The 25,746-nt window shown below is 62.9% G+C and carries 27 protein-coding genes; 11 read left to right on the plus strand and 16 right to left on the minus strand.

What is annotated here, in order from left to right; all coding sequences use genetic code 11:
- The first annotated feature begins 260 nt into the window (after positions 1–260).
- A complete protein-coding gene (locus ASILVAE211_RS18615; RefSeq protein ID WP_227322863.1) occupies positions 261–1,232 on the plus strand; it encodes a GGDEF domain-containing protein in 972 nt (323 codons plus the stop codon).
- Here ASILVAE211_RS18615 and ASILVAE211_RS18620 read toward each other — a convergent pair.
- Positions 1,224–2,129: a LysR family transcriptional regulator ArgP gene (locus ASILVAE211_RS18620; RefSeq protein ID WP_227322864.1), complete on the minus strand. Its 906-nt coding sequence runs from the start codon at positions 2,127–2,129 to the stop codon at positions 1,224–1,226. The two genes, ASILVAE211_RS18615 and ASILVAE211_RS18620, sit on opposite strands and share 9 nt — an antisense overlap.
- Positions 2,130–2,227: 98 nt before the next feature.
- Between ASILVAE211_RS18620 and ASILVAE211_RS18625 the strand changes: the two genes are divergently transcribed.
- Together ASILVAE211_RS18625 and ASILVAE211_RS18630 are read left to right on the plus strand one after the other, a co-directional pair.
- Positions 2,228–2,839 (plus strand): LysE/ArgO family amino acid transporter, encoded by a 612-nt coding sequence (locus ASILVAE211_RS18625; protein ID WP_227322865.1) that lies wholly within the window; start codon positions 2,228–2,230, stop codon positions 2,837–2,839.
- A 115-nt stretch (positions 2,840–2,954) separates the two neighbouring features.
- Positions 2,955–3,326, plus strand: a complete 372-nt coding sequence (locus tag ASILVAE211_RS18630) for a response regulator (protein ID WP_227322866.1) — start codon at positions 2,955–2,957, stop codon at positions 3,324–3,326.
- A 165-nt stretch (positions 3,327–3,491) separates the two neighbouring features.
- Here the strand turns inward: ASILVAE211_RS18630 and ASILVAE211_RS18635 are convergent, their stop codons facing one another.
- Positions 3,492–5,045 (minus strand): efflux transporter outer membrane subunit, encoded by a 1,554-nt coding sequence (locus ASILVAE211_RS18635; RefSeq protein ID WP_227322867.1) that lies wholly within the window; start codon positions 5,043–5,045, stop codon positions 3,492–3,494.
- 151 nt (positions 5,046–5,196) lie between these two features.
- Here ASILVAE211_RS18635 and ASILVAE211_RS18640 point away from each other — a divergent pair, with 151 nt between their 5' ends.
- The 4 genes from ASILVAE211_RS18640 to ASILVAE211_RS18655 all read left to right on the plus strand — a co-directional run bounded on the left by ASILVAE211_RS18640 (position 5,197) and on the right by ASILVAE211_RS18655 (position 8,641).
- Positions 5,197–5,835, plus strand: a complete 639-nt coding sequence (locus ASILVAE211_RS18640; RefSeq protein ID WP_227322868.1) for a TetR/AcrR family transcriptional regulator — start codon at positions 5,197–5,199, stop codon at positions 5,833–5,835.
- A gap of 5 nt (positions 5,836–5,840) precedes the next feature.
- Positions 5,841–7,256 (plus strand): dipeptidase, encoded by a 1,416-nt coding sequence (locus ASILVAE211_RS18645; RefSeq protein ID WP_227322869.1) that lies wholly within the window; start codon positions 5,841–5,843, stop codon positions 7,254–7,256.
- A gap of 111 nt (positions 7,257–7,367) precedes the next feature.
- Positions 7,368–7,742 (plus strand): RT0821/Lpp0805 family surface protein, encoded by a 375-nt coding sequence (locus ASILVAE211_RS18650; RefSeq protein WP_227322870.1) that lies wholly within the window; start codon positions 7,368–7,370, stop codon positions 7,740–7,742.
- A 131-nt stretch (positions 7,743–7,873) separates the two neighbouring features.
- Positions 7,874–8,641 (plus strand): SDR family NAD(P)-dependent oxidoreductase, encoded by a 768-nt coding sequence (locus ASILVAE211_RS18655; RefSeq protein WP_227322871.1) that lies wholly within the window; start codon positions 7,874–7,876, stop codon positions 8,639–8,641.
- A 19-nt stretch (positions 8,642–8,660) separates the two neighbouring features.
- Here ASILVAE211_RS18655 and ASILVAE211_RS18660 read toward each other — a convergent pair whose 3' ends face one another.
- From ASILVAE211_RS18660 to purB, 6 genes are all read right to left on the minus strand, one after another.
- Positions 8,661–9,410 (minus strand): hypothetical protein, encoded by a 750-nt coding sequence (locus ASILVAE211_RS18660; protein WP_227322872.1) that lies wholly within the window; start codon positions 9,408–9,410, stop codon positions 8,661–8,663.
- A 189-nt stretch (positions 9,411–9,599) separates the two neighbouring features.
- Positions 9,600–10,286, minus strand: coding sequence for a hypothetical protein (locus ASILVAE211_RS18665; RefSeq protein ID WP_227322873.1), 687 nt, complete (start codon positions 10,284–10,286; stop codon positions 9,600–9,602).
- A 52-nt stretch (positions 10,287–10,338) separates the two neighbouring features.
- Complete coding sequence (locus ASILVAE211_RS18670; RefSeq protein WP_227322874.1) at positions 10,339–10,572, minus strand: hypothetical protein; 234 nt, start codon at positions 10,570–10,572, stop codon at positions 10,339–10,341.
- 202 nt (positions 10,573–10,774) lie between these two features.
- On the minus strand, positions 10,775–11,104 hold the full coding sequence (locus ASILVAE211_RS18675; protein WP_264478972.1) for a helix-turn-helix domain-containing protein: 330 nt from the start codon (positions 11,102–11,104) through the stop codon (positions 10,775–10,777).
- Positions 11,105–11,330: 226 nt separating this feature from the next.
- On the minus strand, positions 11,331–12,815 hold the full coding sequence (locus ASILVAE211_RS18680; protein ID WP_227322876.1) for an exopolysaccharide biosynthesis polyprenyl glycosylphosphotransferase: 1,485 nt from the start codon (positions 12,813–12,815) through the stop codon (positions 11,331–11,333).
- Positions 12,816–12,921: 106 nt separating this feature from the next.
- The gene (gene purB, locus ASILVAE211_RS18685; protein WP_227322877.1) at positions 12,922–14,271 is read right to left on the minus strand and encodes an adenylosuccinate lyase; all 1,350 of its coding nucleotides are present in this window, start codon (positions 14,269–14,271) and stop codon (positions 12,922–12,924) included.
- An 89-nt stretch (positions 14,272–14,360) separates the two neighbouring features.
- Between purB and ASILVAE211_RS18690 the strand changes: the two genes are divergently transcribed.
- The 3 genes from ASILVAE211_RS18690 to ASILVAE211_RS18700 all read left to right on the plus strand — a co-directional run bounded on the left by ASILVAE211_RS18690 (position 14,361) and on the right by ASILVAE211_RS18700 (position 15,654).
- Entirely contained in the window at positions 14,361–14,993 is a 633-nt protein-coding gene (locus tag ASILVAE211_RS18690) for a TerC family protein (protein ID WP_227322878.1), read from the plus strand.
- Positions 14,994–15,056: 63 nt separating this feature from the next.
- Complete coding sequence (locus ASILVAE211_RS18695; protein ID WP_227322879.1) at positions 15,057–15,362, plus strand: ribbon-helix-helix domain-containing protein; 306 nt, start codon at positions 15,057–15,059, stop codon at positions 15,360–15,362.
- A complete protein-coding gene (locus ASILVAE211_RS18700) occupies positions 15,352–15,654 on the plus strand; it encodes a type II toxin-antitoxin system RelE/ParE family toxin (RefSeq protein ID WP_227322880.1) in 303 nt (100 codons plus the stop codon). The genes ASILVAE211_RS18695 and ASILVAE211_RS18700 overlap by 11 nt, the downstream gene beginning before the upstream one ends.
- 136 nt (positions 15,655–15,790) lie before the next feature.
- Here the strand turns inward: ASILVAE211_RS18700 and ASILVAE211_RS18705 are convergent, their stop codons facing one another.
- From ASILVAE211_RS18705 to ASILVAE211_RS18740, 8 genes are all read right to left on the minus strand, one after another.
- Positions 15,791–16,768: a malate dehydrogenase gene (locus ASILVAE211_RS18705; RefSeq protein WP_227322881.1), complete on the minus strand. Its 978-nt coding sequence runs from the start codon at positions 16,766–16,768 to the stop codon at positions 15,791–15,793.
- Between the two features lie 141 nt (positions 16,769–16,909).
- Positions 16,910–17,266, minus strand: a complete 357-nt coding sequence (arsC, locus tag ASILVAE211_RS18710; protein ID WP_227322882.1) for an arsenate reductase (glutaredoxin) — start codon at positions 17,264–17,266, stop codon at positions 16,910–16,912.
- Positions 17,267–17,284: 18 nt separating this feature from the next.
- Positions 17,285–18,259 (minus strand): sensor histidine kinase, encoded by a 975-nt coding sequence (locus tag ASILVAE211_RS18715; RefSeq protein WP_227322883.1) that lies wholly within the window; start codon positions 18,257–18,259, stop codon positions 17,285–17,287.
- 98 nt (positions 18,260–18,357) lie between these two features.
- On the minus strand, positions 18,358–19,137 hold the full coding sequence (locus tag ASILVAE211_RS18720; RefSeq protein ID WP_227322884.1) for an ABC transporter ATP-binding protein: 780 nt from the start codon (positions 19,135–19,137) through the stop codon (positions 18,358–18,360).
- Positions 19,134–19,919, minus strand: a complete 786-nt coding sequence (locus tag ASILVAE211_RS18725) for an MlaE family ABC transporter permease (protein ID WP_227322885.1) — start codon at positions 19,917–19,919, stop codon at positions 19,134–19,136. Before ASILVAE211_RS18725 ends, ASILVAE211_RS18720 begins: the two co-directional genes overlap by 4 nt.
- A gap of 60 nt (positions 19,920–19,979) precedes the next feature.
- A complete protein-coding gene (locus ASILVAE211_RS18730; protein WP_227322886.1) occupies positions 19,980–21,272 on the minus strand; it encodes a flavin monoamine oxidase family protein in 1,293 nt (430 codons plus the stop codon).
- A gap of 16 nt (positions 21,273–21,288) precedes the next feature.
- Positions 21,289–22,785 (minus strand): replicative DNA helicase, encoded by a 1,497-nt coding sequence (locus tag ASILVAE211_RS18735; protein ID WP_227322887.1) that lies wholly within the window; start codon positions 22,783–22,785, stop codon positions 21,289–21,291.
- Between the two features lie 246 nt (positions 22,786–23,031).
- Entirely contained in the window at positions 23,032–23,862 is an 831-nt protein-coding gene (locus tag ASILVAE211_RS18740) for a tyrosine-type recombinase/integrase (protein ID WP_227322888.1), read from the minus strand.
- Between the two features lie 405 nt (positions 23,863–24,267).
- On the opposite strand from ASILVAE211_RS18740, the gene ASILVAE211_RS18745 reads away from it, so the two are divergent.
- Positions 24,268–25,518 carry a porin family protein gene (locus ASILVAE211_RS18745; RefSeq protein WP_227322889.1) on the plus strand — a complete coding sequence of 417 codons (1,251 nt, stop codon included), beginning with the start codon at positions 24,268–24,270 and terminating at the stop codon, positions 25,516–25,518.
- The last annotated feature ends 228 nt before the right edge of the window (positions 25,519–25,746 follow it).

The following is a 25,746-nucleotide window of genomic DNA, read 5'->3' on the forward strand; positions in this document are numbered from 1 at the left end:
TAGCAGACACTTACAACGGCTTTGTTCCAAGACAACAGTCTGACGAAAAGAAACAGAAACGGTTTTACTGGCGACCGGTTATATCGGCCATGACGCTTTCATGGCGATTTCTTTGCAATCCGGGTCGATGTGGGCTTGCCATAACAGCAATCGGGTCATAGACCGCTCGGCATTGGCGCGCGACTGAGGTTTGACCGCGCATCGTGCCGACCTTTGCAGAAGCCGGGCCGGTTTCTGGCCACCGAGTTGGAACTGCAAGCATGCCGAAGCAAGACCTGGCGGCCGACCTCGGCGGTGACGACACGCTGATGTCGCGCCTCTCTCTCGACCTGACATCAGACAGCAGCACCTCGTTGATCGACATGCTCGATCTCCTGCCGATGGGGGTGCAGATCGACGATCTCGACCACCGGACCCTCTATGTGAATGACAAATTCACGGAAATGCTGGGCTATACGCTGGACGATATCGCCGATCTGGAAGACTGGTTTCTACAGGCCTATCCGAACCCCGCCGAGCGCGCCGCCATTCGCGCGGATTGGCAGGCCCGTCTGGCCCATGCGGCTGCAACGCAGACGGAAATCCCGACCATCGAGCGGACGCTGACCTGCAAGAACGGTGAGGCGAAGGTCATCGAATTCTATGTCAGGCGCATCGGCAATCACTATATCTATCTGAATACAGACGTCTCGGCCCGCCATAACGATGCCGCCGAGCTGCGCTTGCTGGCCTATACCGACCCGCTGACCAATGTGTCCAACCGCCGCCATTTTTTTGAAATCGCGGAGCCGCTCACGGCTATGATCGGTCAACCTCTGGCCGCATTGATGTTCGACCTCGATCACTTCAAGGCGCTGAATGACCAACACGGCCATCGCATCGGCGACGAGGTTCTGGCCGAGGTCGCGGCCCGCTGCCGCGCCGTGCTGCGCAGCACCGATCATATCGCGCGGCTGGGCGGGGAAGAGTTCGGCATATTGCTGCCCAATTGCAGCCGCGCCAATGCGGCCGAGATCGCGGAGCGTCTGCGCCGGGTGGTTGCCGCCACGCCAGCCTCCTCGCGCTCCGGCGATGTCAGCGTCACCATCAGCATCGGGGGTGTCAGCGTCGCGCGCACGCCTGTCGATATCGACACCTTGATGAGCCAGGCTGACCGCGCGCTTTATGCCGCCAAGCGCGCCGGGCGCAACCAGATCCAATTCTTCGATGGTCTGGATCCCGATTCAAAGTAGCTCTGTCAACTTACGTTTCGCCGCCGCTGTCACGGCCCGTGTCAGCGGCGCAATCAGATCAGCGGCCAGCCGATTGACCTGCCAGTAAAGCGGCATATCCAGCGGCCGGCCCGGCGCGAGATCGATCAGCGCGCCGGATGCGATATGGCTTTGGGCCAGCAGTACCGGGTTCATGCACCAGCCGATACCGGCCAGGCATGCGTCCAGAAAGGCATTCGTCGACGGCAGGCAATGCGTCGGGCAGTCTGGCTCCGTCTTCAATAGCGCCTTCAGCCATGTGCTTTGCAAAGTATCGTGCCGGTTGAAAGCCAGCACGGGCGCCCGGGTGAAGGCCGCCTCGGTCAGCCCCTCCGCGAAATAGCCCTGGGCAAAATCCGGGCTGGCATTGGCGAGATAGCGCAATGCGCCGAGCGGAATACGGCGGCAGCCGGAAACAGGCTGCTCTCGGCTGGTGACGGCGGCAATGACGCGGCCATGGGCCAGCCAATCCGCCGTGCGCCCTTCCTCATCCACCGTCACGTCCAGCAGCACGCCGGTTTCGCGCGTGTATTGCGCAACCGCGTCCAGAAACCAGGTCGCGAGACTATCGGCATTGACCGCGATATGCAGCGTCACCCGGGGGGATGGCCCGTCGTCCCGCGCCAGGCCCGGCAATTGCGCCAGCAAAGCCTGTTCCAGCAAGCCGACCTGTTCCAGATGTCGGCACAGCCATTCGCCCTTTTCGGTCGCGATGCAGGGCGTGCCGCGCTGGATGACGAAGAAGCCCAGCCGGTCTTCCAGCGCCTTGACGCGCTGGGAGACGGCCGAGGGCGTGACATGCAGCAGCTTGGCGGCCTTTTCGAAACTGCCCGTCTGCACCACGGCGCCGACCGCACGCAGGCCGCCATAGTCGATCATGGATTAGTTTTCCTTAATTTCCATTATGAGACTTAACTGGCCTCAATCTAATCCACCAGATTAATCAGGCGGCTTCCGCGTTTCGAAAGGCTGCCGTCATGTCCCTTCCCGTCTTTCTCACCGGCCTCGCCATGGGGTTCACCCTGATCGTCGCCATCGGCGCGCAGAATGCCTTCGTGCTGCGCCAGGGATTGCTGGGCCGTTTCGTCTGGCCGGTGACGCTGGTCTGCGCCCTGTCGGACACCGTCCTGATCGTGGTCGGCGTCCTGTTCTTCAGGCAGGTGGCCCAGGCCCTGCCGGCCTTCGAGCCGGTGATGCGCTATGGCGGGGCGGCCTTTTTGACGATCTATGCGGGCCGCAGCCTGCATGCCGCTTTCACCGGCCCCGGCGCCCTGGCAGCCGCCTCCGGTGGCGACGGCGGGTCATTGTCACGCACCCTGCTGCTGTCCTTGGCGCTGACCTGGCTGAACCCGCATGTCTATCTGGATACGCTGGTGCTGCTGGGCAGCCTCTCAGCGCAATTCCGCGGCCAGCAGATGAGTTTCGCAGCCGGCGCCATCACGGCCTCCTTTGCCTTCTTCATCGCGCTCGGCCAGGGCGCGGCCAGGCTGCGCCCGCTTCTGGCCCGGCCGCGCGTCTGGCAGACGGTGGAAGTGCTGATCGCGCTGACCATGGCCGCGACGGCGCTCCGCCTGCTGTTGGCACAATAAACCCAATGGTTTCATTGGCCTTGCGGATTGCGCGCGATATGCATCATCTTGCCTTCCCATGGCGATGCCGTGATGATGCCGCACTGCGGAAGACTGCTGCTGCAAGGACGCTCTATTGACCGACCGATCCCTGGCGGGCCGCCGCGTACTGGTTGTCGAAGATAACCACGCGGCCTCGCTTTATATCGAGGACATGCTGGACAGGCTTGGATGTGTTGTCATCGGTCCGTTTCCGACCATGCCGGAAGCGCGCGAGGCCGCTAAAACTCAGCCGATCGACCTGGCTTTGCTGGACGTCAACCTGGCCGGGGTTCTCAGCTATCCTGTCGCCGCTATCCTGGACGAGCGGAACATCCCCTTCATCCTGCTGACCGCCTATGGCGAGCATGGCGTACCGTCAGACCATCCGGAATGGCCGTGGCACTCCAAACCGTTCGTGGAAGCGGAACTGGTGACGAAGCTGCGGGATATGGTTGCGGCAGCATAGCCGTTTGGCGTTCGCTGACGTCGGCGTTTGTGATGGCACCGCATTGAGCGGTGTATCAGGTTTTCAGTGAACCAACGTCATCCCCGCGGCCGCGGGGATCTTCTTGCTGTGGCGCCGCAGCGATAGAAGATGCCCGCGGCCGCGGGGATGACGGTTGGAGATGCGCTAGCTCGCATTCCCCTGCGTAATCGCCGTCTTGATGGTCTGGCCGATGGAGGCATTGGGTTCGGCTTCCATCGCGGGCGTCGGGAAAGCATCTTCCCAGCCGCCGCCGAGCGCCAGATAGAGCGAGACGAGGTCGGTCGAAACCGCCGCCGTGCTGTCCTCATACTGGCGCGCACTGGACAGCACGCTCTGCTGCGCATTCAGCACGTCGATATAGGTGGCGATGCCTTCCGTATACCGCTGCTGGGCGAGCGCGAAGGCCTTCTGATCGGCGAGCACGGCGCGGCCGAGCAGAACGCGGCGCTGCTGTTCCTGGTCGTAATTGGTCAAGGCCGTATCGACGTCGGAGAAGGCCTGTAGCACCGCCTTGTCATAGGCGATGACCGCTTCCTTCTGCTGCGACCGGCGCAGATGCAGGGTTTCCACCAGCTTGCCGCCCTGGAAAATGGGTACCGACACCATGCCGCCGAGCGCATAGGTACGGGCGGCCGTGGTAAAGAGGTTCTGCGTCGCGTCGGACTGGATGCCGAGGAAGCCGAGCAGGTCGAAGGTCGGGAAGAAGCTGGCAACCGCGACGCCGATATTGGCCGTCGCCTCATGCAGGGTCGCTTCCGCTTCCATCACGTCCGGGCGGCGGCGCAGCAGTTCGGACGGCAGGCCCACCGGCACCACGGCAGGCGTCGGCGGCACGGCTTCCGGCGTGATCAGCTCGGCCTGCAAGGCACGCGGCCCCTCGCCCAGAAGCATGCTCAAGGCGTTGATATATTGCGCGACCATCTGCTGAGAGGTCGGCACGGTCGCTTCCGTCGTTGTCAGCTGCGCCTGTTCCTGAGCGACGTCGAGCTGATCGGTAAGGCCGGCGGCCGCCCGCTGCTGCGTCAGATTGAGCAGGTTCTGCGCGGTGCGCACATTGTCCTGCGCGATCTTCAGCTGCATCTGCGCGTTGCGCAGCTGGAGGTAGTCGCGCGCGACTTCCGCCATCAGCTGGATGACGGTGCCACGCCGGTCGATTTCCTGGGCCTGGATGGCGGCATTGCCGGCCTCCACCCCACGGCGGACCTTGCCCCAGATGTCGAGCGTCCAGGTGGCGTCGAACCCGTACTGATAGATCGATATCGGGCTGATATCGCTGGACGACCCGCTGCTGCTGCCGAGCGAGAAGCCCTTGTCGCTCGGCTTGACATCGGCGGCGGTGACATTGCCGCTGACGCTGGGAAAGAAGGCGGCGGCGGTGACGCCGGCATTGGACCGCGCCTCGGCCACGCGGATGGTCGCGGTCTGCACATCCAGGTTCTGCGCGACGGCGCGCTGTTCCAGAGAGTTCAGTTCCGGATCGTTGAAGCTCTGCCACCATTCCACCTGGATGGGAGCAATCTCGGGCTGGCTGTGCCCGGCGCCGGAGACGCGGCCGTCAAGGAAGGAGGACGGGTCATAGGGCGGGGTCGGGCGCTTGAAGTCCGGTCCCATCGTGCAGCCCGCCATGGCCAGCATAACAAGGGAGGAGATCAGCGGTCGCGAGAAGGCCGCCCGTTTCTGACGAAGGGCTTGTCTCATGTCTTGGGCCAAAGGGAGCCGCTCCTGCCATGCGCTTTGACCGAACGGTTCGGTTAGCAGCTTGTATGATAGAAAGGGTGCGGCCATTGTCAAACCACGTGCAGGATGGATGAGCGTGGACGCAGCCGGTAACTCTCACAAGATTGATGTGATGTCTCAGGTCGAAAGGCCGGGCGATGCCCTCTCGCCCGAACGACGACGGGCGATCGTGGACGGTGCCGGTCGCGTTTTCGCGCGCGACGGCTATGAGGGCGCCAGCATGGCGGATATCGCGCGGGAGGTCGGGGTCTCCAAGGGGACGCTCTACAATTATTTCCCGAGCAAGGCGGCCTTGTTCAGCGGCTTCATCTCCACCGGCTGCGACGAGACGCTGAAGCATATTCTGGATCTCGCGCCGCCGGAGAAGACGCCGGAGGAGACGCTACGCCGGGTCGCCGTCGCGGTGATGGAGATGATGCTTTCCCCCTTCCGCCAATCCATCCACCGCATGGTGATGTCGGAAGCTTTGAAATTTCCGGAACTGGCCCGCGCCTTTTTCGATTCCGGCCCCAGCCGGGCGCTGAACTACCTTTCGACCTGGCTGCGCCAGGAGGCAGAGCGCGGCCGGCTGCTGGTGCCGGACCCGGATTTCGCGGCCGAGCAGTTCTTCGCGCTATGCCAGACCAAGCTCGTCATGCGCTCGCGCCTGCGGCTGATCGAGACGGCCGACCCGGCCGAGGTGGACCGTGTCGTCGAAGGTGCTATTGGCGTTTTCCTGAAAGCCTATGCGGCGCCCGAACGGAAGGAATGACGGTGATGACAGCGACCTATAACGCGACGTCGGAAGTTCTGGCGGCCATCGACCGCAGCCAGGACGAGGCCCGGCACAAACTGTTCGATTTCCTGTCCATCCCCAGCGTCAGCGCTCAACCCGAGCACGCCGAGGATTGCGCGGCTGCCGCGCGCTGGCTGGCGCATGAATTCGCCTCCGTCGGCTTCACCACCGAATTGCGGCAGACGCCGGGCCACCCGATCGTCATCGGCCATTATGCCGGCCCCGAGGGGGCCGACGCGGCTGCCCTGCCCCATTTCCTGTTCTACGGCCATTACGACGTGCAGCCGGCCGATCCGCTGGAGCTGTGGGACAGCCCGCCTTTCGAGCCGCAGATGAAGCCGGGTCCGCATGGCCCCCGCGTCGTGGCGCGTGGCGCGGTGGACGATAAGGGGCAGGTCGCCTCCTTTCTCTGGGCCTGCCGCGCCTGGCATAAAACTACCGGCAGCCTGCCGATCCGCATCACCCTGCTGCTGGAAGGCGAGGAAGAAGTGGGCTCCGCCAATCTGGAAGCCTTCATCGCGGCCAATAAATCTCTGCTGAAGGCCGATGTGGCGCTGATCAGCGATACCGGCATGTGGGATCGTACGACCCCGGCGCTGACCACGCGGCTGCGCGGCCTCGTCTATACGCAGATCGATCTCGTGGGCCCGGACAAGGATCTGCATTCGGGCATGTATGGCGGGGCGGCGTTGAACCCCATCAATGCGCTGACCCGGATTCTGGGTGCGCTGCATGACGATAAGGGCCGCGTCCAGATTCCGGGATTTTATCAGGGCGTGGACGACCTGCCGCCGGCGCTCGCGAAGCAATGGGGCGGCTTGGGTTTTGACGAAGGCGCGATGCTGTCCTCCATCGGCCTGACGGCAGCCTCCGGCGAGACCGGACGCACGGCGCTGGAACGGATGTGGTCGCGCCCGACCGCCGATCTCAACGGCATCTGGGGCGGCTATACGGGCGTCGGCGCGAAAACCGTCATCGCCTCCCACGCCCATGCCAAGCTCTCCTTCCGCTTGGTGGGCCGCCAGGATCCGGCCGCGATCATGGCCGGGCTGAAGCAGTTTCTGGACGCGCGGACGCCGCCCGGCGCGCAGATCACCGTGCAGGATTTCGGCGGCAATCCGGCGGTTGAAGTTTCCACAGACGGTCCCTTCATCGCGGCGGCGGAAGAGGCGCTGACCGATGAATACGGCAAGGCGCCGGTCCTGATGGGCTGTGGCGGGTCCATTCCCGTGGTCGGCACGCTGAAGACCCAGCTTGGCCTCGACACCATCCTGATGGGCTTCGGCCTGGATGACGATCAGGTGCATAGTCCGAACGAGAAGTTCGAATGGTCCTGCTATCTGGGCGGCGCCCGCAGCCATGCCCGGCTTCTGGCCAAGCTGGCGGAGCTTGGCTGAGACCGCGTAATAAACTTGGCCTAGAAACTTGGGGCGAGCGGTTGCCCAGACCGCCGTGGCACGATAAGCCGGAATGAGTGCGGTTTCATTCCGGCCATCTAGGAGTATGCGATGCTGCGTCACACCTTCCCGATCATGATGGCCTGTCTGGGTCTTGGCGTGGCGCTGGCCCCGGCCCTCGTCCGCCCGGCAATGGCGCAGCAGGCCATGCAAAGCTACCTGCCCCGCCGCCTTGCCGGCAGCGATGTCGATATCCTGCGCCATGAAGCAGCCAAGCTGGGACCGCAGGGACCGAAAAAGGAAAGCTGGAAGAATCCGAAGACCGGCAATTCCGGCACGGTGACTTTCCGCAAGCAGTATGAGCAGGCCGGCATGACCTGCCGCAGCTTCGGCTATACCTTCCACACCGGCACCTCGTCCGATGGCCTGCCCTATAAGCTCAACTGGTGCGAAAAGAGCCCGGGCAACTGGGCTATCGCAAGCTGATATCCCTGCCAGAGCAAAGTTGCCGATGATTTGGCGGCTTTGCTCTGGTCAGATTGCGCTGTCGCGCTATCCTTCCCCATCCGCTGAGCAAGACCAAGAATGCGCGGGAACTTGAGGGAAGGTAAAACGGCATGACCTATACAATCGATCTGACCGGGCGTGTGGCCCTGGTGACCGGCGGCACCCGCGGCATTGGCCTGGCGGCTGCCCAGCGGCTGGGCGAGGCCGGGGCCAGCATCGTCATCACCGGGCGGGATGAGGCGGCAGCCAGTGCCGCTCTGGCCGGTTTTGAGGCATCCGGCATCGCGGCGCGGTTCCAGAAGCTCGATGTGACCTCGGAGGCCGAGATCGTCCAGGTGATCGGCGCCATCGCGGCCGAGACGGGGATCGATATCCTGGTCAATAGCGCGGGCGTTGCTTCCCATTGCAACTTTACGGAAACCGATGCCGCGCATTGGGACTATATCATGAACACCAATCTGCGCGGCACATACCTTTGCTGCCGGGAGGCGCTGCGCGCCATGGCCACGCGCGGCAAAGGCGGCAGCATCGTCAATATCGGCTCTATCTCCGGCATCGTTTCCAACGTGCCGCAGAATCAGGCCGTGTATAATGCGTCCAAGGCCGCCGTGCATATGCTGACCAAGTCGCTCGCCTCCGAATTCGCGGATCGGCATATTCGCGTCAATGCCATCGCCCCCGGCTATGTCCGCACCGACATGACGCAGGGCGGATTGGACAATCCGGAATGGTCGAAAATCTGGCTGGACATGACGCCGATGCGCCGCCCCGGCGAGGCCGATGAAATTGCGCAGGCAACGTTGTTTCTGGCGTCCGACGCTTCCAGCTATATCACCGGCGAAGTGATGACCATCGACGGCGGCTATACGCTGCGGTGATGGCCTGCGGCTGACAGCTTCAGAGCCGCACCCGAATGCGCTTCGGCATATTGAGAGCCTCCCCGGCTCTTGGTATCGCCGCCGCCATAGCCATCTTGACCATAGGTGGCGTAGTACCCGTGACGGAAAATTTCCCTGACGCTCCATAGACGACGTAGAAAGAATCATTGTACGTCGCATTGCAAACGGCCAGACTCGGGAAACTGGCGGGCGTTATGACAACGCCGGTCGCCGCGTTTCCTATGGCGACGTTGAAAATGACGGATGGCGAAATATCGATGTTTGTATTGGGCGAGGCCTCGATGAAGCTCGTCAGGGCAACGCCGCCGGCATAGGTTCTCAGCGCGGTTCCGGCATTAAACCGCATGGCGCTGCTGTCATAATCTGCGGTCGTGATGCGAAATGCGCCTGCCGGAACCGCCAAGCCTGACGAGGGCGGCAAGAGTGCCAATGGTTTGAGTTGCATCACTGTCACATCCGAAGATTTTCCATCGCCAGTCGACAGGTTGATGGCCTGGCTGGATGACATATAGCCGGACTGCTGGCCGGCAACGGGCGGCCGATAGGCCTGCTGAACGCCCGCGCGGTATTCGAAATCGAGTTCGAAAGTCAGGATCGTGCCGGTCTGCTTGTAATTGCCGAGGGACGCGGCGCCCAGGCTGGTGCAATAGATGTCATGCATCCCGACAACGCTGATCGGCGACATAAAATACAAAAACGTCTGCGTTTGGGTGCTGTTGTTTTGAACATTGATCGTGATGATTGCCATGCTTACTTCAGCTTATCTTGGGCAAAAATGACCCGAACTGTCAGAGAGATAGCCAGATAGGCTCGGTTTTCGCCCTGCCGCTCCCAGCCGCTATTTCCATGTCTCGTAAGGTATGTCGGCGTAAGACATGGAAATAGCTTTCGCTCAGGCTGACCCGCTTATTGGCGTTTGGACGTCAGGTGCGGCAGATCAAGAAATCTGCCATTTCCCCGAGGCGTCATAGGTAACGTTAAAGCTGACTTTACCGGATGTCGCGTCGCACAAGGCGGCCGTGACTGAACTCGTGGTGAAGTTCATCACGGTGCCGCTGACGAAGTCGCCAACGGCCACGTAGTATTTCAGAATCGGTTGGGCATCGATATTGGCGGCAGGACTGGCAAGAACGAAGTTCGACAGCACGTAACTGCCGTTGGCGAGCTGGACCGCTGAGCCGGCCAAGTAATTATTAGCGCCGGCATTATAGCTGGGCGTGGTGATACGGAAGGCCCCGGCCTGCACGCCGGGTGTGAATTTCGGCGCGCTCAGCCCCAGGCCGCTGGTATCCGAAATCGCCAGCAGCGTCGAATTGTTGGTCGGCGAGCCATCGGAGGTCGTCAGATCAATCGGACGAGTCGCCGTGCCGTAACCGGATGCCTGGCCCACGGGCGGCACGTTGTTGTCGGACTGCTGCACGCCTGCGACGAATTGCAGATTCGAACGAAAGGTCAAAGAACCGCCGCCGCTTGTCGGATCATCGTAAGGCGAGAGCGGCGCACCGAAAAGACTGTTGGAATAGACCTTGGTGCCGCCGGTATATTTCGCGGGCTCCTGGAAGAAATAGAATCCGTGGCTTTGCGTGCTTTTGTTGACTAGATTGATTGTGATCAGAGTCGGCATGGCATTTTCTCCACATTGATTTGGTATTGAGATCAGTCGGCAGCGAGCGGTGTCAGTCGAGCTTTGTCACCGTAATGGGGGTGCCGGTCTTGGTGCGCGCCGCATGTTCGAGCGTGTTGACATTCATGTCGGGGGCGTCGATTTTGGGAAGGACTTTGACTTTTTTGACTTCATACTGCTCGTAAGTAAACTTTGTCTCGGCATAGTCCGCATCATGCACAATTGTGCTGGCCTTACCTTCCGTCAGCTTGGCCTCATCATTGCGCTCAAAGATGTATTCGGTCATGGGATGTCCTTTGCGATTTAATTTTCGGAAGAAGCAGAAGAAAAGCCGGCCGACTTTGGCGTCTAGCTCCAATACTTTTCTTCAGAAACAATGATAATTTATCGATGTAAGTTCGCAACGTACAATCCCTTGCGCACAACGCAAGTTCGCGGGCCAAAGCGTGCGCGGCTCGAATGCTAATATGCACCGCTATGGCGGAAAACTATTTGGGCGCAGTGGTCGCTAAAACCTCAACGATCGCGCCGATCAGAAATCGCATTGAATTTGCAATGGAAATTGGCAGCAATTCGATGGAAGGGCCGGCGTCATCCGCAATTTTTTCGGAATCCGTGGCGTGATGCTGGTCCATATGACCGCGCCCGAGAATCAGCCAATCGAGCGAGATATCAAGGGCTTCGCAGAGTTTGGTCGCATGGTCCAGCGAAAGCCCCGCCCCTTGCTGCCAGCGGCTGACAGCACTTTCATTGACGCCAAGATGGGATGCGAGGACGATTTGCTTACGGATGCCTCTGGCAATCATGGCGCTTTGCAAGCGCTCCCCCCGTGTTGACATGTCGCGCCTGTTCAGAAGGTGTTAACGTTTCAGAGCCGAGACTCGCTCTGACGTCAACACTCTCCAAACTCATAAATATTTTTATATCAAAACGATTGGCGCCATGCCCCTGGGCCTGTTGGCGCGAGAATTCACCCGCAATAGAATCTGAAACGATGCCTGAGCGGGTTGCAGGAGCGTTCCGTGTTGCTATGCCCGTATTGGCCTAGCAGCCCTCCCCCCTCACCACCGCGCGGATCGTCATTACCAATATCCGCAGGTCGAACCACAGCGACCAATGGGCGATATAGTGCAGGTCGTGCGCCACCCTCTGGCGCAGCTTCTCCACCGTATCCGTCTCGCCGCGCCAGCCGCGCACCTGGGCCCAACCGGTCATCCCCGGCTTGACGCGATGGCGCGCGGCATAGCCGGCGGCGGCCTCACCAAACGGCAGGCCTCCGGCCTCCGTCCCCAGCGCATGCGGTCGGGGGCCGACCAGCGACATGCTGCCTTCCACGACATTGAAGAACTGCGGGAGTTCGTCGAGGCTGGTGCGACGGAGAAATCGCCCCAGCGGCGTGACCCGGCCATCATCCGTCACCGCCTGATGCCGGCCTGTGGCATCCGCGCTTTCGACCCGCATGGTGCGGAATTTCCGCACCGGGACGATGCGCCGATTAAGGCCAAGGCGCGGCTGCACGAAAAAGACCGGCCCCGGCGAGGACAGCCGCAGCGCCAGCGCGATCGCCAGCATGACCGGCAGGGCCAGGATCAAACATGGCAACCCAATGAAAAGATCTTCGGCCCGTTTGATAGCGGCCTGCAAACCTGCCATGGGCCTGTCACGCAATGGCAAAAACGGAAATCCGCCCAGCATCGCAAGCCGCGCACCCGCCATGTAGAAACGCGCGGTATCCGGCGGCGCCAGCCAGATATCGGCGGCGATGCCGGCCATGAAACGGTCGATGGCGGCGATGTGGCGGCCGGCCGCCTGTGGCAGGGCGATCAACAGCAGATCGGCCTCCCCCCGCTCCAGCAGGTCACGCGCATCACGCAGGCGTGCCAAAGCCGGTGCCGCGATTGCGTCAGCGCCCGGGCTGCCATCGCCGCCGCGCGACGGCACGGTCAGGCAGCCGCGCAAGTGCAGCAATCCGCCCGCCGCGATGATGGGCGCCAGGCGGCTTAATCCCGCAGCGTCGGCGACCAGAACCGCGCGCCGCAAGGGCATCGGCGGCGCGCCCTGGCGCAGCATGGCGTCCAGGTGCGGCCGGGTCAGCAGGCTCAAGACCGGCGCCGCGATGCTCCAGCTGAATAGCCAGTTCCAATTGCTGATGAGCAGGCCTTGCGGCGCGGCGAATGCCGGCACCGGCCAAAGTGCCGCGACGCCGTCCCAGACGAGCAGCGCCAACAGCATCAGCGCAAAGGATTGGGCAAGCGTGAACAGCAGCACCATGCGCCGATCCTCGGCACTGGCACGATACAGCCCCTGAACCTGCAACAGCGCGAGCGTCAGCGCGGCCGTACCGAGAATGACCAGCGCCGCGCGCGGCGTCTGTCCGGCATGGGAGTCCGGATTCAGATGACGGCAGGTAAAACCCGTGGCGATGATGCAAACAGCATCCCAGGCTGCCAGAAGACTTCTACGGCGCTGGGCGAAGAGGTGCTGCGGATTGGCCCCGGTGACAGCGAATGTGCGGCCGGATAGCTCCATGTCGCGCGCCTCTGCCTTTAGTCCGGTGCCACACCTCTTCGCTGCATTCCTTCTATATTCGTTTTGTTAACGAATCAAGTTTTGGGCCGATCTTGCCGCCAGGGCTTCAAGCAGCCGGCCCCGTCTCACCAAAGACGCGCATATAGAGCGCATCGAGCGCTTTCAGATGGATGCGGGAATCCATGGCGTTATCCAGCACCTCTGCCGGCACCACGCCCGCGACTTCCGGATCGGCGTCCAGATTCTCGCGGAAGGTTTTACCCTCCGGCGTGCCAAGCTTGGTCCAGGTCTCCATCGCATTGCGCTGCACGATGCGATACGCGTCCTCACGCAGAATGCCGGAACGGGCCAGCGCCAGCAGCACTTCGCCGCTATGCACGACGCCGCCCAGGGATTCGAGATTGGCGGCCATGCGCTCGGGATAGACCAGCAGCTTGTCCATCATCCCGGCCAGGCGCTGCAATGCGAAGTTGAGCGCGATGGAGGCGTCGGGCGCGAACACGCGCTCGACGGCCGAGTGGCTGATGTCGCGCTCATGCCAGAGCGTCACATTTTCCAGGGCCGGCACCACGGCGGCGCGCACGATGCGGGCGAGACCCGACAGGTTTTCGCTCAGCACCGGGTTGCGCTTATGCGGCATGGCGGACGATCCCTTCTGCCCGGCATGGAAGAACTCTTCCGCCTCGCGCACTTCCGACCGCTGGAGATGACGCACTTCGGTGGCCAAGCGTTCGACGCCTGCGGCGACCACGGCCAACGCCGAGAACCAGGCGGCGTGACGGTCACGCGGAATGACCTGGGTGGAAACGGGTTCGGAGGCGAGGCCCAGCTTCTCGGCGACGTAATCCTCAACCCGCGTGTCGAGATGAGCGTAGGTGCCGACGGCGCCCGAAATGGCACAGGTCGCGATTTCGGCGCGGGCGGCCACCAGACGCGCGCGGTTGCGGGCGAATTCCGCGTAATGCCCGGCCATCTTCAGGCCGAAGCTGGTGGGTTCGGCATGGATGCCGTGGCTGCGGCCGATGGTCAGCGTGTATTTATGGGCGAAAGCCTGCTTCTTCAGCGCGGCCAGAACCGCATCGACGTCGGCGATCAAAATATCGGTCGCCTGGGTCAGCTGCACGGCCAGGCAGGTGTCCAGCACGTCCGAGCTGGTCATGCCGAGATGGACGAAGCGGCTGTCCTGTCCGACGCCTTCCGCCAGCCAGGTGAGGAAGGCGATGACATCGTGGCGCGTCACGGCCTCGATCTCGTCGATCTTGGTGACGTCGGCTTCCGTCATGGCCGCCAGCATCGGCGCGCCGCGCTCGCGGATGGTTTTCGCGGCCTCGGCCGGCACGGCGCCGACCATGGCCATGCCTTCGGCGGCCAAAGCCTCGATCTCGAACCAGATGCGGTAGCGGTTGATGGGAGCCCAGATGGCCGCCATTTCAGGGCGGGAATAACGCGGAACCATGTGACGTCTCCAAAAAACTGCGCGGTCGCGCCGCCCTAACCCTCATGCGCCCCGTTGACAAGCAGGCTGCCGTATTCAGATGAAGGGAAATGATCGAAGCAACCCTGCTCTCCCAAATTGCCGCCCTCGCCCAGGTTCTGATGATCGACCTTGTGCTGGCGGGCGACAATGCCGTCGTCATCGGCCTGGCCGTGGCGGGCCTGGCCCCCGCGCAAAAGCGCATGGCCGTGCTGGCGGGTATCGGCTTCGCTGTCGTTATCCGCATCGCCATGGCCATGGTGGCTTTGAAGTTGCTGGCGATTGTGGGCCTGACGCTGGCCGGCGGCATTCTGCTGCTGTGGGTCTGCTGGAAAATGTTCCGCGAACTCCGCCATCGCGCGCATCATGCCGAGGGGGACGCGGCGCCCGTCACCAAGACGCCCTTGCAGGCAGCGCTACAGATCGCGCTGGCCGATATTTCCATGAGCCTGGACAATGTTCTGGCCGTTGCGGGGGCTGCGCATGAGCATCCCTGGATCCTGGCGCTCGGCCTGCTGCTGTCCGTGGTGCTGATGGGCATCGCCGCCAGCCTCATCGCCACACAGCTGGAAAAGCGGCGCTGGATCGCCTGGGTCGGCCTCGCCGTCGTGCTGTTCGTGGCCGTGAAGATGATCTGGGAGGGCACGCATAAGGTGATGGAGCATTTCGGATACGTGCTGCCGTTGCCGGGGCTGGCAGGGTAACGCCAGAGCTTTGTGAACGATTTCGGTATGACTTCGCCTTGCTTCACCTTATAATTTTGACCCATGGACAACCGTTCAGACGCAAAGATCGAGACGAGAACCGTAAGCCTCCCAGCGGAACAGTCCCGCTATATCGATCACACGGTCGCTTCGGGCCGATATGCTTCTGTGAGTGATGTCGTGGAAGCAGGCTTGATTGCGCTTCAGGAGCGAGAGGTGGCCGTCGATCTTTGGCTCAGAGAGGATGTGCTGCCGGTCTACGACGCCATGCAGGCCGATCCAGGGCTTGGCATGACAGCCGACGCGGTCATCAGGCAGTTGCAAGCCCATCATGCTGCACGGATCAATAAAGCAAGCCGTGGCGACTGAGGTCGTCTTCGCCCCCGAGGCTTTGCGCGATCTGATAGGCTTATACGACTATGTCTCCGACAAAGCGGGCGCACAGATCGCACTGAATTTTGCCGACACTATCCGAAGATACTGCCTCACTTTCGGAACATTTCCGCAGCGTGGCATGAGGCGCGACGATCTGCGTCCGGGCTTGCGGGTCGTCGGATTTCGCCGCCGGATCACGATCGCATTTCATGTTGCGCCTGACCGCGTCGTCATCGACCGCATTCTTTACGCCGGGCGTGATACGGACAGACTGGCTGGCCTATAGGGGGTAACGCTCCTGCCCCGCCCAATTTCGTCATCCCGGTCTTGAGCCGGGATCTTCTTTATGGGCTTCTCCAAAAAAGATCCCCGTGACAAGCACGGGGATGACGAAAAAGAGACGGGGCGTTTCGTGGAAAAGACTAGGCCCCCAAAGCGGCCGAAATCTCGTCCTGCAGTTCCTTGACGGTGACGGCGATCTTCTCAGCCGAGAAGGCGTCGATCTCCAGGCCCGTCACCCGCGTGTACTGGCCATTGGCGCAGGTCACCGGCACGCCGCCGATGATGCCTTCGGGAATGCCGTAAGACCCGTCGGACGGGATCGCCATCGAGACCCAGCCGCCATTCGTCCCTTGCACCCAGTCGCGCATATGGTCGATCGCGGCATTGGCGGCGGAGGCGGCCGAAGACGCGCCACGCGCCTCGATGATAGCCGCGCCGCGCTTGCCGACGGTCGGGATATAGGTATCGCGATACCAGTCCTGATCACCCACCATATCGGCGAGAGATTGGCCGTTGGCGGTGGCGAAGCGCCAGTCGGCCAGCATCGTGGGCGAATGATTGCCCCAGATGATCATCTTCTCAATGCTGGACACCGGCACGCCCGCCTTGGCCGCGAGCAGCGACAGGGCGCGGTTATGATCCAGGCGCACCATGGCGGTGACATTGGCCTTGGGGAAGTCGGGCGCGAAAGCCGAGAGAATGCCGGCATTGGTATTGGCCGGGTTGCCGACCACGATCACTTTCGCGTCGCGCTTGGCGTTCTCGTTCAGAGCCTTGCCCTGAACCTTGAAGATCTCGGCATTGGCCGTGAGCAGATCGGCGCGTTCCATGCCCTTCGAGCGCGGGCGCGAGCCGACCAGGAAGGCGGCATCGGCATCACGGAAGGCGACCGCCGGGTCATCGGTGATGACGACGTCTTCCAGCAGTGGGAAAGCGCAATCCTCAAGCTCCATCACCACGCCGCGCACGGCGGCCTGGGCCTGCGGCAGATCGAGAAGCTGAAGGATAATCGGCTGGTCCGGGCCGAAGACATCGCCCTGGGCAAGGCGGAAGAGGAGCGCGTAACAGATCTGACCGGCAGCACCGGTGACGGTAACGCGTTTCGCGGGACGAGACATGTGAGCGTCCTATGTTCTTCACAGAGACAGGCTGTATGCGCTGTCTGCGCCCGCTTTCCAATCCGCCTAACCGGTCAATGGCATCGCGAAATTCGGACCCAGGCTCCCGTAAAAGGGGCAGGCCGACAGGCCAGCGCAGGCCTAAAGCAGGTCTTCCACGGTCTCGGCCGGGCGGCAGAGTTTCGCGCCGCGCGGCGTCACCACGATAGGACGCTCCACCAGCACCGGATGCGCGACCATGGCGTCCAGAATGGCGTCGTCGGTCGTATCTGCCGCCAGAAGACCGAGTTCCTCGGCCGGCGTGCCGCGTTTGCGCAGGATATCCCGCGGGCGCGCCTTCATGCTGGCCAATAGGAATAAGAGCTGCGGCCTGGTCCAGCCGGTCTTGAGATAGAGCACGATTTCGGGCGCCATGCCCGCCGCCTCGATCATCCCCAGCACGCGCCGCGACGTGCCGCAGGCAGGGTTATGAAAGATCGTTACCTTGCTCTTGGTCATCCCTGCGCCTTCATGCTGTCAGGCCGAGAAGCGGACGATACATTGCACGCCCGCGCTGTCGTAGGTGATCTCGGCTTGGCCTTCCTCACGCCGGAACGCCGAGCCGATCAGACGCGTGCCGAAGCCCTGCGCTTTGGGCGGCGCCACAGGCGGCCCGCCGATTTCCCGCCATTCCAGATGCACCATGCGGCCGCGGCGGCGCCAGCCGATCTCCACCCTGCCCTCCGGCACGGACAGCGCACCGTATTTTACGGCATTGGTCGCCAATTCATGGATGACGAGGGCCAGCGGCGTCGCCGTGCGCGGGGTGACAGGCACCGGCGGTCCGCTGATTTGGCAATTATGATGTCCGAAAGGCGTCAGCACGCGCGCCACCAGCATGTCGAGATTGGCGGGCGTCAATGCCTCGTCATTCGACACATCGAGCGCCAAAGCCAGACCCAGCGCTTCCAGCCGGTCGTGGAACTGGTCCTGATAATCAGACAAGCCTTTCGACCGGCGCGCCGTCTGGAGTGAAATCGCCTGTACCAGGCCCATCAGGTTGCGGATGCGATGCCGCATCTCATGCGTCAGCAATCGCGCCTGTTCCTCGGCAGCGCGATGCGCCTCGAGCAATTTCTTGAACAGACTACAGATGACGAGAATGACGAGGCCGGAAATCAGATAGCCGACGAGGACATGCAGGTCCGGCGCGTTGATGACGAAGCCGTCACGCGGAATGAGCCAGAAATAATCGCCGATCAGCGCGCTGAGGATAAGACAGGTCAAACCGGGGGTGATGCCACCCCAGAAACTGGCGACCATCAGCGCGGGAAAGAAGGTGAAGAACGTGCCACGCGTGCCCAGGGTCGCGACAAAGCACAGCCGCAGCAGGACCGCTGCGACCAAACAGCCCCCCGCCAGGGCCTGTCCCTGCCAGAAGGTCAGCCGAGCCTGCGGAGCAAGCTTCAACCACCACCTGCCGGCGGGCTTCTGCCGGGAGCCTGCGCTCATTGTACCCTTTTGCGGACCGATAACCGGTATCGCGATTACGTGAACTCACACCGTCTGTGGCGGTTCGCGGCGCAAAGTTCAACCCGCGACCGGAATTATTATCGTCTCAGTTCCATCTGGATGGGGCCTTCGCGCCGTCCATGGGTGAACTGATCGACAACCGGATTGCCGGAATCGAGGATGGCCGCGGCCGGCCCTTCCCAGATGATCCGCCCCTTGTGCAGCATGGCCGCGCGATCGCCGATGCGCTGCGAACTTGCCATGTCATGGGTGATGGCAATGGCCGTGCTGCCCAGGCGCTTGACGCAATCGACGATCAACCCGTCGATGACGGCCCCCATGATCGGGTCCAGGCCCGTCGTCGGCTCATCGAAGAACATGATCGCCGGTTCGGACGCGATGGCGCGTGCAAGCGCAACGCGCTTCTGCATGCCCCCCGATAGTTCCGAAGGTGACAGGTCGCCCACCGACGGGGCCAGGCCCACCTGCCCCAGCACCGCATCCGCCTTGTGATGCGCCGCACTGCGGCTGGCCTGATGCCGCGCCACAAGTCCGAATGCGACATTGTCGCGCACCGTCATGCTGTCGAACAGCGCGCCGTTCTGGAACAGCATGCCGATCTCGGCGCGTGCCGCCTGCCGCGCGCGACCGCGCAGTTTGAGGATGTCCTGCCCGTCGATTTCGATGCTGCCCGCGTCCGGCTCGACCAGGCCGAGGATGCATTTCAGCAGCACCGATTTGCCGGTGCCGGATCCGCCGATGACGACCATGGAGGTGCCGGCCGCGACATCGAGATCGACACCGTCGAGCACCTGTTTCGAACCGAAAGCCTTGCGCAGCCCGCGAATGCGGATTTTGGGAGTATCGGCCAAGCTCATCGGGTGAAGAAGACCTCGGTCATGCCGTAGTCCAGCGCCAGAACCAGAACGGAGGCCATGACGACGGCGGAAGTGGTGGCCGAGCCCACGCCCTCGGCGCCGCCCCGGCTGCGATAGCCATGGAAACAACCCGACAGCGCGATGACGAAGCCGAAGACGACGGCCTTGGCCAGGCCAAGGGTGACGTCGCCGGTATGAAGGGCCGCGATACTGTCCTGAATATAGGACTGGCCGTTAAAGCCAAGCTTGACGGTACAGACGATGAACCCGCCCAGCACGCCCAGGATATCGGCGATGATGACCAGGATGGGCATGGCGACGATGCCCGCCAGCAGGCGCGGCGCCACCAGATATTTCATCGGCTTGGTGGAGAGGGTCTGCAAGGCGTCGATCTGGTCGGTCACCCGCATGGTGCCGAGTTCGGCCGCCATGGCCGCGCCCGCGCGCCCGGCCATCATCAGCGCGGCCAGAACGGGGCCGAGTTCGCGCGTCACGGACAGTGCCACGATGGTCGCCGTCTGGCTCTGCGCGGCATAGCGCGCGAAGCCGGTATAGGATTGCAGGGCGATCACCATACCGGCGAAAATCGCCGTCAGCGCCACCACCGGCAGCGACAGGAAGCCCATGCCGAAGATCGCCCGCCCGAAAAGGCGGGGATAATAGGGCGGCAGGAAAATATGGATCAGCCCTTCGATAGCGAAGATGGCCAAGGCCCCGGCGGAGCGGCAGCAGGCGATCGCGCCTCGGCCGATCGTCGCCACCACGTTCAGAATCGCATTCATGCTATCCAGATAGACGCGATGGAGGCGTCTGCCCAGGGAGGTCAGGGTAACGCATGCATTTCATTCTGAGGTCATGTCGCCGTCGCGACCGTTTAGGATGATGGACGCCGCACGGCGGCCGTCGAGAATCGCCCCGCCGACCGTGCCGGCCATGCCGTCCGTGCGGCAGGCTTCGCCCGCGAAAATCAGGCGCCCGCCGGCCAAAGGCTCGGCCAAGGCGGCCCGCGCCGTGGTCGCACCAGGCCTCGCATAGGTATAGGCGCCGAGATGATGCGGGTCCGTGCCCCAACCGGTCGCGATGCCGCCCTGGGCGAATATCCGGTCAGCATCGCTGCCCAGCATGTCGCGCCAGACGGCCCTGGCGAAATCCAGCGCCGCCGCCGGGTCATACGCCAAATCCCAGGCGGTCTGGCCACCCATGAAGCCGATGACATGGTCGGTATCGCGCGGCCAGGCGATGAAACTGAGGAAGGGATCGCCGGGTTTTTCGATACAGCGGAACAGCTGCGTCGGCCCGGCCATGCCCAGCCGATCGCCGTCGGTCGCGCGCAGGATGACCTTGCTCAGCAACCCCATGGGCAGATCGGCAATGGCCTGGGCCGTGCGCGGCGGCAAGGCCGGCGCGAAACCGATATGCCCCGCCGCCAGCACGCCGACCGAGACGGTGACGATGACAGCCCCGGCGGTGACGACACCCTGTGGCGTTTCGATCCGCACGCCGGGACCGTCCCAGTCGATACGAGTCGCCGGGCAGTTCAGCCGAATGTCGCCCGCGCTGACCAGCAGCATGTCCAGCAGCAACTGCCCCAGACCGTCCGGCGCCATCAGATTGGTGCCGCTGATCTGGTTAAGGCAGAAATCGGCCAGGCTCAGCGCCGTCGCGTCGGCTGCCTCGATCAGGCTCGCCTCCCAGGTCTCGATGGTCGGCGCAAAGGGATTGTCCCAGCGGAACGGCCCGATCGCCTCGGCCAGGGAGACGTCAGGCGTTTTAGGATGAGCGAAAACACGCGCGAACCAGGCCGATTCGGCAGCCTCGTAAGCCGCATGATCGTCCGGGCTTGCTTCGCGGCCACCAAGGAACATGCGGCTGGGATTGCCGAAGGCCTCGCGCAGCGGCACGCCGCGCGCCTGGGCCAAATGCACCAGCGGGTTTTCTTCGGCCATATGCAGCCAGGCCGCGCCCTCATCCAGCCAGGCGCCGCCCAGAACATCGGGACGCGAGGTCCGCGCCCGCCCGCCTGTCCGGTGCGAGGCTTCCAGCACGAGCGTGGTCTTGCCGGCGGCGCGCAGGCTGGCGGCGGCCGAGAGGCCCGCCGAACCGGCCCCGATGATCAGAACATCTACAAAGGTCATGCCGCCCAGACTGGCATCAACGGCTGTCGTCGTGAACCTGGTCCAGATCGCCGAAGCGCGTGAACTCGCCCTCGAAGAAGAGGTCAACCTTGCCGGTCGGCCCATGGCGCTGCTTGGCGATATAGAGCTCGGCCCGGTTATGGACGCGCTCCATATCCTGCTGCCATTTCTCGAGCGCGGTCTGGAATTTGTCTTCCGAATCGAAGCCCATCTGCTGCGGGGCGCGCTGCGCCAGATAATATTCGTCGCGATAGATGAACATCACCATATCGGCGTCCTGCTCGATGGACCCCGATTCGCGCAGATCGGAGAGCTGCGGCCGCTTGTCTTCGCGGCTTTCGACGGCACGGCTGAGCTGGGACAGCGCGATGACCGGTACCGCCAGTTCCTTCGCCAGCGCCTTCAGCCCCTGGGTGATCATGCTGATTTCCAGCACGCGGCTTTCCGGCCGCGTGCCGGCGGCCGGGCGCATCAGTTGCAGGTAATCGACGATGACCAGCGCCAAGCCCTTGCTGCGCTTGAGGCGTCGGCAGCGCGTGCGCAGCGCGGACAGCGTGATCGCGGGCGTGTCGTCGATTTCCAGCGGCATTTGCGCCATTTCGCGGGAAACTTGAACAAAACGGTCGAAATCCTTCGGGCCGATATCGCCGCGACGGATACGGTCGCCGCTGACCCGCGCCTCCTCCGCCAGCAGACGGGTGGCCAGCTGCTCGGAACTCATTTCCAGCGAAAACACGGCGACGGCGCCTTGCAGGGCTTTATCGCCACCGCCCTCTTTCCGCGACTCGGCCAGCGACGCCTTGGCGGCGCCGGAGGCGACCTTGGTGACGAGCGCGGTTTTGCCCATGCCGGGACGGCCGGCCAGAATGACGAGATCGGACGGGTGCAGACCGCCGGTTTTGGCATCGAGGTCGCGCAAACCGGTGGAGAGGCCGGAAACCGAGCCGGAGCGCTGAAAGGCGCGTTCGGCTGTTTCGATCGACAAGGCGAGCGCCTTCTCGATGGTGATGAAGCCGCCTTCCGAGCCGCCACGGGTGGCGAGGTCGAACAACTGCTGCTCGGCCGCCTCCATCTGCTGGCGGCCATCAAGCTCGGCCTCAGACCCGAAGGCGCGGTTGACCAGCGTTTCGCCGACATCGATGAGCTGACGGCGCAGCCAGGCGTCATGAACCGTCTTGCCGTAATCCCCGGCATTGATGATGCCGATCATGGCCGTCAGCAACTGGGCCAGATAGGGCGTGCCACCGACTTCGTTCAGCACGCCGGAATGCTCGAATTCGGCCTTGAGCGTCACGGCATCGGCGAGTTGCCCCGATTCGATGCGGCGGGACATGGCCTGGAAAATGCGGCCATGGATGGGGTCCGCGAAATGCTCGGGCGCCAGAAACTCGGAAACGCGCTCATAGGCCTTGTTATTGGCCAGAAGCGCGCCGAGCAGCGCTTGCTCGGCCTGAAGGTTGCTGGGCGGCAGGCGAACCGACAGACCGGTCGACGGTTGGGTGATATGATCCATCCCCCCATCCTAACCCGGTCGGGCAGGCCAGCGCATCACCCGCGTCTGTGGAGAATGGGGATAAGGTGAAATATCCGGCGGCAGGCCCCTGCCCCATCTCCCCCGGCAGAGCCAGAGACAAAACCCAAGACAAGCCCCGGCAAGATCTATCGATATATCAGTGACAACCAGGAATGGTGCAGCGAAAGCACAATAAAACCCCGGCTGCGCCAGTGTCGTTCCGCCTTTGACTGGACGGATCGGGGACTAGACGGGCCGGGCGCGAATCTGGAACAGGCCGCCGCCGTCCGGGGCCTTCGCGTCATAGCCGCAAAACCCGGCACGGCCGGCGATGATCAGCGCGATCTCGCTTTCCGCCAGCGGCTGGTCGCTGATCCGCCCGCCGTCGGCCTGCCGGAACAGGCTGCCGTTTGGCGTGGGACATGCGTCCATCCAGCGGCGCAGATGGGACACGGGATTGAGCAGTTGATCATCCATGATGGTGATGGCGGAAGAGCCCCGCGCCGTATGGGACCGGAAGCGGCCGAGGTGAATTTGCGCGCTGGACCGGTCAAAGCGCACCTGGGCGTAGGACAGGCGGGCCAGTTCGATCAGCCGAAAGGCACCGGACACATGGAGTGAAATCAAGGCCCGGTCGCGCAGTTCCAACGGCGTGTCCTCGCCGATCGCCTCCACAATTTCCTGCCAGATCTGGATGCTCGGCCGCTGCACCGTGCGGCGCACCGTGGGGACTTTGGGTCGCGCTATCATGGCGCGGATAACTGAAGCTTCCTCATGCGTCATGGGCGACGGCAGCTGGTTGCTCCGGTGCATATAGCTGATGGCGGCGATCCGCCGATTGAGCGTCGCGATGCCGGCGCCGGTACCCTTTTCGCTTTCCAGGAAGCTGGCGACCGCCTGGGGATGCGCTGGCAACTCGCTGACGTCGTGCTCGGCGCACCATTGCGAAAAGCGCATCCAGTCATGCTGGTAGGCCTGTTCCGTCGCGGCGCCGATCGCCGGAGCGCCCTCCGCGCGGTGCGGCCTGTGCGGCGGTTCGAAGAAGTCATTGCGCGTGAAGCCGTTCAACTCGTCCACCCCAAGCAATCACTGTCAATGCCATCAACGAAATCCACAGATTCACCCTGTGAGAGCCTAAACTGCGGATTTTCGTTGATTATTCATTTCGAATTGGCAATTCGAGACGACCCCGTGCCAATCCGAGCCACTATCGTGGTAAAAAAGGCACGCACTAGATGTGCCTGCGGTATATGCTTCCTGCCTGAGAATGCATGGATGTGTCGAGTAGCCGTTTGCAAATTTGTACCTTTGAAGGTGTGGCGTAATTGTCACGACGGCTGGCGTGTCTTATTGGCAACATCAGCCGTCCACGATATTTCAGTTATACAGTTTCTGTTGAAGCAACTCTGATATGTAATACACATTCCAGTGCGCCGCTAAGCACCTCGCACCTTGGGCGTCTTGCATTGGGATGATGACACTATGAAAAAATTGTTGATGGCGTCGTGCGCCATCGGTATCGGATCGCTGCTCACGGGCGGCGCTGCCTTTGCGCAGACAGCGGCGCCGGGTTCGGTCACCGTTCATCTGAACGGCCGCGTCAACTGGTATGCCGGCGTTGAAAGCTCCTCGCTCGACAACGTCAACGGCACGAAGACGGCGACCGACAGCTTCTACGGCTATCTGCGTCTGTATCCGGGCTTCGATGGCGTCGCCGCCAACGGCCTGCATTATGGTGCGTCCGCCCAGATCCGTACCAGCTTCGCGCAGTCGGCCAGTGCCTCGACCCTGTATGTCTTCCAGGCCTATGGCTATCTCGGCCTGCCGCAGCTTGGTCAGATCAGCTTCGGCCAGCAGAACGGCCCGACCGTCCTGTTCGAGACCGGCGTCTCCGACGCCTTCAACGACGGCGGCTGGTGGGGCGATCTGCCCGTCATCGTTCCGGGCAATGCCGAACCCGTCTATCCCTGGACCGACACCGGGCCGAACCAGACCAGCGACAAGTTCGTCTACCTGTCCCCGACCATTGGCGGCCTCCAGATGGCCTTCGGCTTCACGCCGAACCAGACGGCCTCCAACTATGCCCCGGCCGTTACCTCCAATGCTCCGGGCACTGTCGTGACCGGCGGCACGCCGAAGAACGTGACCGACCTCGGTGGCCAGTACACCAACACCATCGGCCCCGTCGCCCTGCAGGTTGGCGCTGACTGGCAGCATGCCGGCCAGGTCGGCAACACCGCCGTCGCCGGTGACGGCCCGAGCGGCTACAAGGCCATGGACATCTTCTCTGGCGGTGCGCAGGCGACGATCGCCGGCATCACGCTGAGCGGCAACGTCGTCTATGGTAACTTCAACGAAGTCAGCGGCTACACCTTCCAGCTCGAGCCCAATGGCGGCAAGGCTGCGCTGGGCTGGATCACGGGTCTGCAGTACACCCTCGGTTCCTGGACCGTTGGCGGCCAGTATTTCGTGTTCGACACGACCGGTGACATTCCGGGCGGCGGCGACAGCGCCTTCATCAACTCCGATGGCCTGACGCTGGGTCAGCAGCACAATGCCGGTGTCGCCGTCGGCGCCACCTACACCCTGGTTCCGGGCGTCAGCCTGTTCCTGGACTACGACTACGGCGTTCGCCACCAGGGCGGCCTCGACTTCTCGACCGACGAAGCCGGTGCCGACCACAACAACACGCAGGCGCAGCTCTTCGGCGTCGGCACGCAGATCCAGTGGTAATAGCGACCACCTTCCGCGCGGTGTAAAAGCCGCGCGGACCGGATTGCAAAAGAGCGCTGGTGACTTCGGTCACCAGCGCTCTTTCTTTATGGCCAGCCCTCTTTTTTATGGATCGTCTTCAGGGTCTGTCAGCTTTTGATTGAAACAGCGTCATACCCGCGAAAGCGGGCATCTTCTGCGGCGGCCCTGGCGAGGTGGAGATGCCCGCTTTCGCGGGCATGACGGTTC

The sequence above is a fragment of the Acidisoma silvae genome, from assembly GCF_020618775.1.
Classification (GTDB): Bacteria; Pseudomonadota; Alphaproteobacteria; order Acetobacterales; family Acetobacteraceae; genus Acidisoma; species Acidisoma silvae.